Source organism: Pseudomonas sp. JUb42 (assembly GCF_024807945.1).
GTDB lineage: Bacteria > Pseudomonadota > Gammaproteobacteria > Pseudomonadales > Pseudomonadaceae > Aquipseudomonas.
The window spans coordinates 402,148-415,857 of record NZ_JANUFD010000004.1; the positions used below are offsets into that span (position 1 = coordinate 402,148).

The 13,710-nt window shown below is 60.6% G+C and carries 14 protein-coding genes; 12 read left to right on the top strand and 2 right to left on the bottom strand.

Annotated features, from left to right (window positions below):
- Nucleotides 1–137 precede the first annotated feature (137 nt).
- From minD to M2401_RS10720, 6 genes are all read left to right on the top strand, one after another.
- Complete coding sequence (gene minD / locus M2401_RS10695) at nucleotides 138–950, top strand: septum site-determining protein MinD (protein ID WP_259102575.1); 813 nt, start codon at nucleotides 138–140, stop codon at nucleotides 948–950.
- A complete protein-coding gene (gene minE, locus M2401_RS10700) occupies nucleotides 950–1,204 on the top strand; it encodes a cell division topological specificity factor MinE (protein WP_259102577.1) in 255 nt (84 codons plus the stop codon). Before minD ends, minE begins: the two co-directional genes overlap by 1 nt.
- Nucleotides 1,205–1,291: 87 nt before the next feature.
- The gene (locus M2401_RS10705) at nucleotides 1,292–1,927 is read left to right on the top strand and encodes an RluA family pseudouridine synthase (protein ID WP_259102578.1); all 636 of its coding nucleotides are present in this window, start codon (nucleotides 1,292–1,294) and stop codon (nucleotides 1,925–1,927) included.
- 131 nt (nucleotides 1,928–2,058) lie between these two features.
- Nucleotides 2,059–3,345: a M18 family aminopeptidase gene (locus tag M2401_RS10710; protein WP_259102580.1), complete on the top strand. Its 1,287-nt coding sequence runs from the start codon at nucleotides 2,059–2,061 to the stop codon at nucleotides 3,343–3,345.
- Nucleotides 3,346–3,690: 345 nt separating this feature from the next.
- Nucleotides 3,691–3,855: a hypothetical protein gene (locus M2401_RS10715; protein ID WP_259102581.1), complete on the top strand. Its 165-nt coding sequence runs from the start codon at nucleotides 3,691–3,693 to the stop codon at nucleotides 3,853–3,855.
- A gap of 65 nt (nucleotides 3,856–3,920) precedes the next feature.
- Complete coding sequence (locus tag M2401_RS10720) at nucleotides 3,921–6,092, top strand: mechanosensitive ion channel family protein (RefSeq protein ID WP_259102703.1); 2,172 nt, start codon at nucleotides 3,921–3,923, stop codon at nucleotides 6,090–6,092.
- Here the strand turns inward: M2401_RS10720 and M2401_RS10725 are convergent.
- On the bottom strand, nucleotides 6,089–6,808 hold the full coding sequence (locus M2401_RS10725) for a UTRA domain-containing protein (protein WP_259102583.1): 720 nt from the start codon (nucleotides 6,806–6,808) through the stop codon (nucleotides 6,089–6,091). The two genes, M2401_RS10720 and M2401_RS10725, sit on opposite strands and share 4 nt — an antisense overlap.
- 361 nt (nucleotides 6,809–7,169) lie before the next feature.
- On the opposite strand from M2401_RS10725, the gene M2401_RS10730 reads away from it, so the two are divergent.
- From M2401_RS10730 to M2401_RS10755, 6 genes are all read left to right on the top strand, one after another.
- The gene (locus M2401_RS10730) at nucleotides 7,170–8,237 is read left to right on the top strand and encodes an ABC transporter substrate-binding protein (RefSeq protein WP_259102584.1); all 1,068 of its coding nucleotides are present in this window, start codon (nucleotides 7,170–7,172) and stop codon (nucleotides 8,235–8,237) included.
- 107 nt (nucleotides 8,238–8,344) lie between these two features.
- Nucleotides 8,345–9,151, top strand: a complete 807-nt coding sequence (locus tag M2401_RS10735) for an alkaline phosphatase family protein (RefSeq protein WP_259102590.1) — start codon at nucleotides 8,345–8,347, stop codon at nucleotides 9,149–9,151.
- Nucleotides 9,148–9,993, top strand: a complete 846-nt coding sequence (locus tag M2401_RS10740) for an ABC transporter permease subunit (RefSeq protein WP_259102591.1) — start codon at nucleotides 9,148–9,150, stop codon at nucleotides 9,991–9,993. The genes M2401_RS10735 and M2401_RS10740 overlap by 4 nt, the downstream gene beginning before the upstream one ends.
- Nucleotides 9,980–10,777, top strand: coding sequence for an ABC transporter permease (locus M2401_RS10745; protein ID WP_259102592.1), 798 nt, complete (start codon nucleotides 9,980–9,982; stop codon nucleotides 10,775–10,777). Before M2401_RS10740 ends, M2401_RS10745 begins: the two co-directional genes overlap by 14 nt.
- A gap of 1 nt (nucleotide 10,778) precedes the next feature.
- Nucleotides 10,779–11,768, top strand: a complete 990-nt coding sequence (locus M2401_RS10750) for an ABC transporter ATP-binding protein (RefSeq protein WP_259102593.1) — start codon at nucleotides 10,779–10,781, stop codon at nucleotides 11,766–11,768.
- 205 nt (nucleotides 11,769–11,973) lie between these two features.
- Entirely contained in the window at nucleotides 11,974–12,627 is a 654-nt protein-coding gene (locus M2401_RS10755) for an HAD family phosphatase (protein ID WP_259102594.1), read from the top strand.
- A gap of 110 nt (nucleotides 12,628–12,737) precedes the next feature.
- On the opposite strand, the gene M2401_RS10760 is transcribed toward M2401_RS10755, so the two are convergent.
- A complete protein-coding gene (locus M2401_RS10760; RefSeq protein WP_259102595.1) occupies nucleotides 12,738–13,700 on the bottom strand; it encodes an NAD(P)H-quinone oxidoreductase in 963 nt (320 codons plus the stop codon).
- Nucleotides 13,701–13,710 lie beyond the last annotated feature (10 nt).

Consider the following 13,710-nt stretch of genomic DNA (forward strand, 5'->3'; position numbering starts at 1 on the left):
AAACGTGGCAAAGACTGTAGTTAGTTCGGGAAAAGTACTGTTTCACACCCGATATGTGTCGTTGTTCGAATAACGCTGCTTCAATCAGGGATGCTCTTCTGGGACTGATCGTCCTATTCCTCTAGGGGTGAAACACCTTGGCCAAGATTCTCGTGGTTACATCCGGCAAGGGTGGTGTGGGTAAGACCACCACCAGCGCCGCTATCGGCACCGGTCTCGCTCTGCGCGGCCACAAGACAGTTATCGTCGACTTCGACGTCGGCTTGCGTAACCTCGACCTGATCATGGGCTGCGAACGCCGTGTGGTGTATGACTTCGTCAACGTCGTCAACGGCGAAGCCAACCTGCAGCAGGCCCTGATCAAGGACAAGAAGATCGAAGGTCTGTACGTGCTGGCAGCCAGCCAGACCCGTGACAAGGACGCGCTGACCAAGGAAGGCGTGGAAAAAGTCCTGATGGAATTGAAGGAAACCTTCGAATTCGTCGTCTGCGACTCCCCTGCCGGTATCGAGACCGGTGCCCATCTGGCGATGTACTTCGCCGATGAAGCCATCGTCGTGACCAACCCGGAAGTGTCGTCGGTGCGTGACTCCGACCGCATGCTGGGCCTGCTGGCGAGCAAGTCGCGCCGTGCCGAGCGCGGTGAAGAGCCGATCAAGGAACACCTGCTGCTGACCCGTTACAACCCGGAGCGCGTCAGCAAGGGCGAAATGCTCGGTGTCGAAGACGTCAAGGAAATCCTGGCCGTCACCCTGCTGGGCGTGATCCCGGAGTCCCAGGCTGTACTGAAAGCTTCCAACCAGGGCGTGCCGGTCATCCTCGACGAACAGAGTGATGCCGGTCAGGCCTACAGCGACGCCGTAGACCGCCTGTTGGGCAAAGACAAAGAACATCGCTTCCTCGATGTCCAGAAGAAAGGATTCTTTGAACGTCTGTTCGGGGGTAATTAATGAATATTTTTGACTTCTTTCGTGCCAACAAAAAGGTAAGTACCGCGTCGGTGGCGAAAGAGCGTCTACAGATCATCGTGGCGCACGAACGCGGCCAGCGCAGCACACCGGACTACCTGCCAGCCTTGCAGAAGGAACTGGTGGAAGTGATCCGCAAGTACGTCAATATCGACAGTGACCAGGTTCAGGTCGCCCTGGAAAACCAGGGTACGGTCTCGATTCTGGAACTCAATATCACCCTGCCAGATCGTTGATCCGGCAGTTGTCCACGGCGGCATGAGCGGCGCTCCATACGGAGCGCCGTTCCTGTCGCCGTCGGCGTTTTAGCGCTTCGAGGCCACATGCCGCTGTCGAACATCCGCATCATTCACCAGGACGCCGCCGTTCTGGTCGTCGATAAACCCACCCTGCTGCTCTCCGTCCCCGGCCGTGCCGATGACAACAAGGATTGCCTGATCACCCGCCTGCAGGAAAACGGCTACCCCGAGGCCCGTATCGTCCATCGTCTGGACTGGGAAACCTCAGGAATCATTTTGCTCGCCCGTGATCCTGACACTCATCGCGAGCTGTCCCGGCAGTTTCACGACCGCGAAACCGAAAAAGCCTATACAGCCCTGTGCTGGGGCCAGCCGCAGCTGGACAGCGGCAGCATCGACCTGCCCCTGCGCTACGACCCGCCGACCAAGCCGCGCCATGTGGTGGATCACGAATTCGGCAAGCACGCCCTGACCTTCTGGAAAGTGCTGGAGCGTCATGAACAGCACTGCCGGGTCGAGCTGACGCCGATTACCGGGCGCTCGCACCAGCTGCGTGTACATATGCTGTCTATCGGCCACCCACTGCTCGGTGACGGTCTGTACGCCCACCCCGAAGCCCTGGCCGCCTACCCGCGCCTATGCCTGCATGCCAGCATGCTGAGCTTTACCCATCCGCAGACCGCTGAGCGTTTGCGCTTTGAGTGCCCGGCACCGTTCTGAAGCTCCCACAAGATCGCATTTCAGTTCAGAGATTGCAGAGTGTTTGATTGAGGGCTAAATGGCGGGCACCGTTCTCCTTATCAGCGTTGGGAAATACGGTAAACTCGCGCCATTGCTGTCTGGAGTAACTTATGCGCGAAGAGCTGAACCAGGGCCTGATCGACTTCCTCAAGGCCTCTCCCACCCCGTTTCATGCGACCGCTACCCTGGTCCAGCACCTGGAGGCCGCGGGCTTCCAGCGTCTGGACGAGCGTGAAACCTGGTCCACCGAAACCGGCGGCCGCTACTACATCACCCGTAACGACTCGTCGCTGATCGCCCTGCGTCTGGGCCGCCAGTCTCCACTGGTCGGCGGTATCCGCATGGTCGGCGCCCACACCGATAGCCCATGCCTGCGGGTCAAGCCGCAGCCTGAGCTGCAACGCCAGGGCTTCTGGCAACTGGGCGTGGAAGTTTACGGGGGCGCACTGCTGGCGCCGTGGTTCGACCGCGACCTGTCCCTGGCCGGGCGCGTGACCTTCCGTCGCGACGGCAAGGTCGAAAGCCAGTTGATCGACTTCAAGCTGCCGATTGCAGTGATCCCCAACCTGGCTATCCACCTGAACCGCACCGCCAACGAAGGCTGGCCGATCAATGCGCAGAACGAACTGCCACCGATCCTCGCCCAGGTCGCCGGTGACGAGCGCGCCGACTTCCGCGCCCTGCTGACCGAGCAACTGGCTCGCGAACACGGCCTGAACGCCGACGTGGTGCTGGATTACGAACTGAGTTTCTACGACACCCAACGTGCTGCCGTGGTCGGCCTCAATGGCGACTTCATTGCCGGTGCGCGCCTGGACAACCTGCTGTCGTGCTACGCCGGCCTGCAGGCGCTGCTCAACAGCGACACCTCCGAAACCTGCCTGCTGGTCTGCACCGACCACGAAGAAGTGGGTTCCTCGTCGACCTGCGGCGCTGACGGCCCAATGCTCGAGCAGGCCCTGCAACGCCTGCTGCCGGGGGACGACTATGTCCGCGCCATTCAACGCTCGCTGCTGATTTCCGCCGACAACGCCCACGGCGTGCACCCCAACTACGCCGACAAGCACGACGCCAACCACGGCCCGAAACTCAATGCCGGCCCGGTGATCAAGGTCAACAGCAACCAGCGCTACGCCACCAACAGCGAAACCGCCGGGTTCTTCCGCCATCTGTGCATGGCCGAAGAAGTCCCGGTGCAGAGCTTCGTGGTCCGTAGCGACATGGCCTGCGGCTCGACCATCGGTCCGATCACCGCCAGCCACCTGGGCGTGCGCACCGTGGATATTGGCCTGCCGACCTTCGCCATGCACTCGATCCGCGAACTGGCGGGCAGCCATGACCTCAGCCATCTGGTCAAGGTGTTGACGGCGTTCTACGCCAGTCACGAGTTGCCGTAACAACCATAGACCTCACTCCAATCAAACACAGGGGTTTGAATTGGAATGAGACGCTGTCGCCAGCAACCCGGAATTCTGTGTGCGAATTCATTGGCTCTGTCTGCGTCAGGTGTTGCAGCTACTGATTTATCGAGTGGGTTCAGTCAGTTGCAGCGCCATCATTTTCGAATCAGGCTCAGATGTTGTGGGAGCGAATTCATTCGCGAAAGCGGTAGTGCACACGACATAAATGCGTCGGATGCGCTGGCCTATTCGCGAATGAATTCGCTCCCACAGGACTTGCTCCCAACCGAGCTCGCAAGCACGATCTAGACTGAACCTATCCAGTCCACCGAGGCCACTCCCATGGACGCCTTCCATTCCATGCTGATACCCATCGTATTCGGCATGTTACTGCTCTGTGTCGGCTTCAGTTATCAGGAACGGGGTAGCGGAGTGTTCATGATCTGGATCGGCATGTTTTTCATCATCGGCACCATCGGCTTCAAGATCATCGAAAAGCTCGCCTGACGCCCACGTCGCTCGTACACTCCTTGCATTGTCATGCCTGAAAAATGTCGATCCGAGGTTCACTGGTGATTGCCCGCCTGCTTGCCCTGCCCCACCTGCTTTTCCTTTGGCTGCTGATTCTCGCGCCAATGAGCGCCGCCCAGGCGGTGACCTTGCCTGCCGCCCTGGGCGGTTCGGCGAAGGCCCAACCACAGGCGCAGGAGCCGCTGGCCCAGTCCCTGGATGAAGTCATCACCCGCCTGGAAAATGATCAACAGCGGGCGCAGTTGCTCACTGAGCTCAAGACCCTGCGCGATGCCAACAAAAAGGCCCAGGCCACGGCCGACGACGGCGTACTGGGCCTGATCAGCGGCACGTTGCGCAGTTTCGAGAAGCAGTTGACGGGCGACGACAGCCCGATCAATCGCTGGGACAACGAACTGGCCCTGGCGCAGGATGAGTTAATGGCGCTGATGCTGCCTGCCCGGCAATGGCTGCCGATCATTTTCGCCTTCGCCTTGGTGCTACTGGTCTGGAGTCTTCTGGCGGCGGCGCTGATCTGGCTGGCTCACTGGGTACGCATGCGCTTCAACCTGTCGGAAAAACTGCCGCAACACCCACGTACCCTGGACCTGCTGCGCTTCGCCCTGAGCAAGCTGGGGCCATGGCTGATTGCCCTGATCATTACCGTCTACTTGAGCTACTCCCTGCCCCATTCTCTGGGCAAGGACCTGGCCATGGTGCTGGCGTATGCGTTGATGGTCGGCACGCTGTTTTCGGCGATCTGCGTCATTGCCTTTTCCATTCTCGACGGTCCGCACCGCCACCGCGCTCTGGATATCCTGCGGCACCGGGCCTTCCGCCCGCTGTGGCTGATCGGCAGCTTCGCCGCCTTTGGTGAAGCACTGAATGATCCGCGCCTGATCAGCAGCCTCGGCCCGCACCTGGCCCATATGGCTGCAACCTGCACTAACGTCGTCGCGGCGCTGTGCAGCGGCTGGTTCATCCTGCATTTCCGCCGCCCCATCGCCCACCTGATCCGCAACCAGCCGCTGTCCCGGCGCCTGACCCGCCGCGCCCTGACCGAAACCCTGGATATCCTCGGCAGCTTCTGGTTCGTCCCGGCCCTGCTGCTGGTCACGGTCTCGTTGTTCTCTACGTTTTTTGCTGCCGGCGATACCAGCACCGCCCTGCGTCAGGCGCTGTTCAGCACGGTGCTGCTGGTGATATGCATGGTGGTCAACGGCCTGGTGCGCCGTCGTGCCCTGAAGGAGCCCCATGGCCATCGTCGCCATGCCCTGTATTCCGACCGCCTGCGCAACTTCTTCTACACCCTGGCGCACATTGCCATCTGGTTGGTATTCATCGAGCTGGGCCTGCGGGTCTGGGGGCTGTCGCTGATTCGCTTCGCTGAAGGCGATGGTCACGATATCAGCGTCAAACTGGTCAGCCTGTGTGCGACCCTGCTGTTCGCCTGGCTGCTGTGGATCGTCGCCGACACCGCCGTGCAGCTGGCTCTGACCCGTTCGCGCAAGGGCCTGGCCAATACCCGCGCCCAGACCATGATGCCGTTGATCCGCAACGTGCTGTTCTTCGCCATTTTTGTCATCGCCATTATCGTCGCCCTGGCAAACATGGGCATGAACGTCACGCCGCTGCTCGCCGGTGCCGGTGTCATCGGCCTGGCTATCGGTTTCGGCGCGCAATCACTGGTGGCGGACCTGATCACCGGGCTGTTCATCATTATCGAAGACTCCCTGGCCATCGATGACTACGTCGACGTCGGCGGCCACCTGGGTACGGTCGAGGGCCTGACCATCCGCACCGTACGCCTGCGCGATATCGACGGCATCGTCCACACCATCCCGTTCAGCGAGATCAAGAGCATCCAGAACTACTCCCGGGAGTTCGGCTACGCGATTTTCCGCATCGCCATCCCGTTCAATATGAGTATTGATGACGCGTTGAAAGTGGTACGTGAGGTCGGCCAGAAAATGCGCACCGATCCGTTGCAGCGCCGCAACATCTGGTCGCCGCTGGAGATTCAGGGTGTAGAGAGTTTCGAATCGGGCAATGCCATCCTGCGCGCCCGCTTCAAGACCGCGCCGATCAAGCAATGGGAAGTGTCGCGGGCCTTTAACCTGTCGCTCAAGCGCCATCTGGACGAGGCCGGACTGGATCTGGCCACACCGCGCTTAAGTGTGCAGGTGATGACAGCGGGCGGCGCGCTGAAGGCCGAGCAGCCCGTGCAAGGTTAAATGTCTTCGACCACAGCGCTGACGTGTATCGCGTCGTGCCGCCAGTACTCCAGGTCGCAGTCGATCAGGCGGCCCTGCTGGTCATAGTTGACCCGGGCAATGCGCAGGCCCGGGCTGCCCAGCGACACCTTCAACGCTGCCGAGGCCTCGGCATGCAGCGCCGTCGGCACCATTTCGAAACGCACCTTGCCATAGCGCAACTGGTACTGGCTGGCGTACAGCTCAGTCAGGGACTGAGTGAGATCGAACTCAAGGATGCCGGGGAAAAACTCGGGCTTGAGATAGTGCTCCACGTACAACACCAGACGCTGATCAATGCGTCGCGCCCGGCAGATCTGGATCACACTGGACAGTGCTGGCAATTGCAACAGCTCGCAGATACTCGCCGACGCCGGTTGCAGGCGCGCACTGATGACCTGGGTCTCGGCCACCCGCCCCTGGGCCGTGACCATGGCATGGAAGTGGCTGCGGCGGATCAGGTCGTAAGCCAGGCGTGGCGGCGAAATGAACCAGCCACGGCGCTCCTCGCGATATATCAGCCCCAGGGCCTCCAATTGCACCAACGCTTCACGCAAGGTAATGCGCGTGGTGTCGAAGACTTCACTGAGCTTGCGTTCGGCAGGCAATTTACTGCCCGGCGGCAGCAGGCCATGTTCAATCTGTTCTTGCAGAGCGTTGCAGATGATCGTCACCGCTCGTGGCACATCTTCGCGCATCAGGTTACCTATCTGGACTAGACCAGCGCCATTACAGGGCAGTGCCCGCACCTGGTGCACCGATTTCTGGTGCGTTCCAGCCTAGGCAGTGCAGATGACTGTTCTGTGACAAAGCACTTCATAAAGCATGCCAATCATCGCTCACAAAGCGCTGGAGCCTCATAAACTCCAGCGTTTGCGGGTGGTCTACGCTTATGGGGCAGCCTGAGTAAAAGAATAGCCAGGGGCCACGAAAATCGGCCTTCGACATGAAAGTGTCATCGAAAGGGCCTAACTTGGCTCAGGTATTGCTGATCTAGACCAACCACCCCGCAACGACCACTTCTAGAACAACACCGCTGAAGTGCATAAGGAGCATCGAATGAAACATGTTTTGTTGGCATCACTCCTGGGTTCCGCCATTGCCATGAGCACCGCCGCCATGGCCGCAGACACCGACCTCAAGGCACTGGAAGCAGCCGCCAAGACTGAAGGCGCGGTCAATAGCGTGGGTATGCCCGATGACTGGGCAAACTGGAAAGACACCTGGTCCGATCTGAAAACCAAATACGGCCTGACCCACATGGACACCGACATGAGCTCGGCCCAGGAAGTGGCCAAGTTCGATGCCGAAAAAGACAACGCCAGCGCCGACATCGGTGACGTGGGTGCGGCCTTTGGCCCCATCGCCGTGACCAAGGGTGTTACCCAACCCTACAAGCCAAGCACCTGGAGCCAGGTTCCGGACTGGGCCAAAGACAAAGACGGTCACTGGGCACTGGCCTACACCGGCACCATCGCTTTCATCGTCAACAAGAAGCTGCTGCACGGCTCGGCCATTCCGACCAAGTGGTCTGACCTGAAAACCGGTAAGTACAAGGTTGCCATCGGTGACGTGAGCACTGCAGCACAAGCGGCCAACGGTGTACTGGCTGCCGCGATCGCCAACAAAGGCAGCGAAAGCAATATCGAACCAGGCCTGCAACTGTTCACTGAACTGGCCAAGCAGAAGCGTATTTCCCTGGCTAACCCGACCATCCAGACCATGGAAAAGGGTGAAGTTGAAGTGGGCGTGGTCTGGGACTTCAACGGCCTGAGCTACAAGGCCAAGATGGCCAACCCGGATGACTACGTGGTCCTGATCCCATCCGACGGTTCGGTGATCTCGGGCTACACCACCATCATCAACAAATACGCCAAGCACCCGAACGCCGCCAAGCTGGCGCGTGAGTACATCTTCAGCGACGCTGGCCAGATCAACCTGGCCAAAGGCAATGCGCGTCCGATCCGTGCCGATCACCTGACCCTGCCAGCCGACGTACAGGCCAAGCTGCTGCCGAACGAGCAGTACAAAGGCGTTACCCCGATCAAAGACCCGGCCGCGTGGGAAAAAACCTCGAAAGCCCTGCCTCAGAAGTGGAACGAGCAAGTCATCATCGAGATGAATTGATCCCGTTTTCAGGTCTTCAGCGATGAAGACAAAAAGGGCGAGCCAGCATTAGCTGCCTCGCCCCTTTTAGGTAAAAACAGTGACAAACCTTGCCGGAGCACCTGCTCATGAAACACAACGTCATCCTGATCGTGCTCGACGGCCTGAACTATCAGGTGGCGCAGCATGCGATGGGGCACTTGCAGGCCTACGCCAACGCCGGCCGCGCCGCGCTGTACAAGCTGGAATGCGAGCTGCCCGCCCTGTCGCGGCCTTTGTACGAATGCATCATGACCGGCGTTGCGCCCATCGACAGCGGCATCGTGCACAACAACGTTTCGCGCCTGTCCAACCAGCGCAGCATCTTCCATTACGCCCGCGACGCCGGGCTGAGTACCGCCGCAGCGGCCTATCACTGGGTCAGCGAGCTGTATAACCGCACGCCGTTTATGGTGGCCCGGGACCGCCACACCGACGACACCGAACTGCCAATCCAGCATGGCCTGTTCTATTGGGTCGATCATTACCCGGATTCGCACTTGTTCGCCGATGCCGAGAGCCTGCGCCTGGCCCACGCACCGAATTTCCTGCTGATCCACCCCATGAATATCGACGACGCCGGGCACAAGCACGGTCTCGACACCGCGCAATACCGCAATAGCGCGCGCAGCGCCGACATTATCCTGGCCGACTACCTGCAAGGCTGGCTCGACGCCGGTTATCAGGTATTGGTGACAGCCGACCACGGCATGAACAACGACCGCTCCCATAACGGCCTGCTGCCCGAAGAGCGCGAAGTGCCGCTGTTCGTGCTGGGCGACGCTTTCAGCCTCAACCCCGATGCCCAGCCACTCCAGACTCAGCTGTGCGGCACGGTCTGCGAACTGCTGGGCGTTGCCCACGACAAACCGGTCTGCCGGGAGATGCTCAAGTGAAAACATTCACCCGCGGCAAATGGCTGGCGATCCTGTGCCTGGTGCCCTTTGCCCTGTTCTTTATCGTGTTCCAGATCGCCCCGCTGGCCTGGGTGGCGATCAACAGTCTGTACTCGGAAGACAGCGGCTGGGGCATCAGCAACTTCGTCCGCGCCTTCGACTCGCGCTTCTATCGCCAGGCCATGCAATACAGCTTGGAGATCAGTTTCTGGTCGAGCCTGTTCGGCATTCTCATTGCGATCCTCGGTGCCTATTCGTTGCGCAAGGTCGATTCGCGGCTGCGCGACTTCGTCAACGCTTTCGCCAACATGACCAGTAACTTCTCCGGCGTGCCACTGGCCTTCGCCTTCATCATCCTGTTGGGTTTCAACGGCTGCATCACGCTGATCCTCAAGCAAAGCGGGATCATCGAAGACTTCAACCTGTACTCCAAGACCGGCCTGATCATTCTCTACACCTACTTCCAGATTCCCTTGGGCGTGCTGCTGCTCTACCCGGCCTTCGACGCCCTACGTGAAGACTGGCGTGAGTCGGCGTCCCTGCTCGGTGCCAGCAGCTTTGATTTCTGGCGGCATATCGGCCTGCCGGTGCTGACCCCGGCGCTGCTGGGCACCTTCGTTATCCTGCTGGCCAACGCCCTGGGCGCCTACGCCACGGTGTATGCCCTGACCACCGGCAACTTCAACGTGTTGCCGATCCGAATCGCTGCGATGGTTGCCGGCGATATCACCCTGGACCCGAACATGGCCAGTGCCCTGGCCATGATTCTGGTGGGGTTGATGACGCTGGTGACCATCGTCCATCAGTGGCTGCTCAAGAGGAGCTACCATGTCTCGCGCTGAACGCAGTCCCGTCGGGCTCTACCACCGGTTCGTGGTCTATGCCCTGTTCCTGATCCTGCTGCTGCCCCTGGCTGGTACGCTGCTGTATTCCTTCGCCAGCAGTTGGGGCGCAACCATTTTGCCCAGCGGCCTGACCTTCAAGTGGTACATCGCCCTGTGGAGCGACCCGCGCTTTCTCATGGCGTTCGGCCAGTCGCTGTTGGTGTGCGTCAGTGCGCTGATCCTTTCCGTGGTGCTGATCCTGCCGCTGCTGTTCGTGGTGCATTACCACTTCCCGCGCCTGGATGCGCTGATGAACATCCTCATCCTGCTGCCCTTCGCGGTGCCACCCGTGGTGTCCTCGGTGGGCTTATTGCAGCTCTACGGCTCGGGGCCGCTGGCGATGGTCGGCACGCCATGGATTCTGATCGGCTGCTACTTCACCGTGGCCCTGCCGTTCATGTACCGCGCCATTACCAACAACCTGCAGGCGATCAACCTGCGCGACCTGATGGACGCCTCGCAGCTGCTCGGCGCCAGCACCTGGCAGGCCGCCGTGCTGGTGGTGCTGCCCAACCTGCGCAAGGGCCTGATGGTGGCGCTGCTGCTGTCGTTCTCCTTCCTGTTCGGCGAGTTCGTCTTCGCCAACCTGCTGGTCGGCACGCGCTACGAAACCCTGCAGGTCTATCTGAACAACATGCGTAACAGCAGCGGTCACTTCAACAGTGCGCTGGTGATTTCCTACTTCCTCTTCGTGCTGGTGCTGACCTGGGCTGCCAATCGACTGAACAAGGACAAAGACTGAGATGAGTTACGTCAGCGTTGAAAACCTGCAAAAGAGCTACGCCAGCACGGCCGTGTTCAGTGATATCAACTGCACCATCAGCCGGGGCGAATTCGTCACCCTGCTCGGCCCGTCCGGCTGCGGCAAGTCCACCCTGCTGCGCTGCATCGCCGGGCTGACGTCGGTCAACAGCGGCAAGATCATTCTCGACGGCCAGGACATCGTTCCCCTGAGCCCGCAGAAGCGCAATATCGGCATGGTGTTCCAGAGCTACGCGCTGTTCCCCAACATGACCGTGGAGCAGAACGTCGCCTTCGGCCTGCGCATGCAGAAGATCAACAGCGACGACACCCACAAGCGCGTGGCCGAGGCGCTGAAGATGGTCGAACTGACCGACTTTTCCAGCCGCTATCCGCACCAGATGTCCGGCGGCCAGTGCCAACGCGTGGCCCTTGCCCGCTCTTTGGTCACCCGCCCGCGCCTGCTGCTGCTCGACGAGCCGCTGTCGGCCCTCGATGCGCGGATTCGCAAACACTTGCGCGAACAGATCCGCGCCATCCAGCGCGAACTGGGCCTGACCACGATTTTCGTGACCCACGATCAGGAAGAGGCGCTGACCATGTCGGACCGCATCTTCCTGATGAACCAGGGCCGCATCGTCCAGAGCGGCGACGCCGAAACCCTCTACACCGCACCGGTGGACGCCTTCGCCGCCGGTTTTATCGGCAACTACAATCTGCTCGACGCCGACGACGCCAGCCGCCTGCTGCAACGGCCGATCAACAGCCGCGTGGCCATCCGCCCGGAAGCCATCCAACTGAGCCTGAGCGGCAGCCTGGAAGGCGAAGTACGCAGCCACAGCCTGTTGGGCAACGTCATTCGCTACCGGGTCGAAGCCCGTGGCGTGGAAGTAGTGGTCGACGTACTCAACCGCAGCGCGGATGATCTGCACCCGGATGGGCGGCGAGTGACGCTTAATATTGAGCCCTCCGCCCTTTGCCCGGTGGCCTAGAACCCACGACGGCAGGAACAGATCTGGTGGGAGCGAGTTCTGTGGCAGCGAATTGTGGGAGCGAATTCATTCGCGAATGCGCTATTCCAAACGATGCAGATGTATTGGATGCACCGACCTCTTCGCGAATGAATTCGCTCCCACAGACATTGACTCTCACCAAGCTCGCTCCCGCCTGAACAGAGATGATTTAAGGAAACACGCTATGTCACTAGCCATTTTTGACCTGGACGAAACCCTCATCGGTGGCGACTGCGCCACCCTGTGGGCCGAACAGATGGGACGCCTGGGCTGGGTCGATCCCGCGTCATTCATGCAGCGCAACAACGAGCTGATGGACGCCTACAGCAAGGGCGAACTGGCGATGGAGGACTACATGACCTTCGCCCTGGAGCCCATGGCCGGGCGCACGCCGGAAGAGATCGATCATCTGGTCGAGCCCTGGGTCGAGGACTTCATCGAACCGATCATCTACAGCGAAGCCTGCACCTGCATCGCCAGACACCGAGCCAATGGCGACCGTATCCTGGTGATCTCGGCCTCGGGCGTGCATCTGGTCCAGGCCATCGCCGCACGCATCGGCGTCGATGAAGTACTGGCCATCGACCTGCAGGTGATCAACGGCGTCTACAGCGGCGCCACCGAAGGCGTGCTGACCTACCGCGACGGCAAGGTCACCCGCCTGCTGGAGTGGCTGGACAAGGAAGGGGAAAATCTCGAAGGCGCGTTTTTCTATTCCGACTCGCGCAACGACCTGCCGCTGTTGCTCAAGGTCGATCACCCGCAAGTGGTCAATCCGGATCCGGTGCTGCGCGAACACGCAGAAAAGAACGGCTGGCCGGTGCATAGCTGGAAATAACCCGCAATCCAACGTTGGAGCGAGGCTTGCCCGCGAAGGGCACGACACGATATGGCTGACATCCCGCACCGCATGGTTCGCGGGCAAGCGTCGCTCCAACGGTCTGTCTATCAGATCAGACTGTCATCAATCACCAACACCACCTTGCCCGACACCTGATTGGTCGCAAGCTCGGCAAACGCCGCTTCGGCGTCGGTGATGGCGAAGGTTCTGGCCAGTTGCGGGCTCAGGCGGCCTTCGCTGAACAGCGGCCAGACGTGCTGACCCAGATCGCTCAATAGATCGGCCTTGAACTGATCGCTGCGGCTGCGCAGGGTCGAGCCGAGAATCTGAATGCGCTTGCCCAGTACTTGGGCAAAATCCAGCTCGGCCTTGCGCCCGCCCATCAAACCGATCAGCACCAGGCGCCCGTCGACACCCAGCACCTTGAGGTTCAGCGCGGCATAGTTGGCGCCGACCGGGTCGAGCACGACGTCGAAAGGCGCGAAGTCGCTGAGGCTGTCCAGACTCTCGTCACGGATCACCCCGCCCTGGGCGCCCAGCGCTTCACAGTAAGCCAGACGCTCGGCCGAACCGACGCTGACCCAGACCGGGTTGCCAAAGGCCTTGCACAGCTGAATACCGGCTGAACCAACGCCACTTGCGCCGGCGTGCAGCAAAACTTTTTCACCGGGCTTGAGGCCTGCCAGCTGGAACAGATTCAGCCAGGCCGTGGCATAAACTTCAGGGATCCCCGCTGCTTCAGCCAGGCTGATGCCCTCGGGCACCGCCAGCACATGACGTGCATCGACCACCACTTCCTCAGCCATGGCGCCACCCGCAACCAGCGCACAGACGCGGTCGCCGACCTGCCAGGCCGTGCCGGAACCGACTTCGGCAATTACCCCGGAGCACTCCATGCCGAGGATCTGCGTCACGCCCGGCGGCGGCGGATACAGCCCCGCACGCTGCAATAAATCGGCGCGATTCAAACCGGCAGCGGCCACCTTGATCCGAACCTGACCCACATCAAGGGCCGGACTCGGCTCCTCGACCCATTCCACATGACCGTCAACGCCTTGCAATGCCTTCACAGTGCCTCCA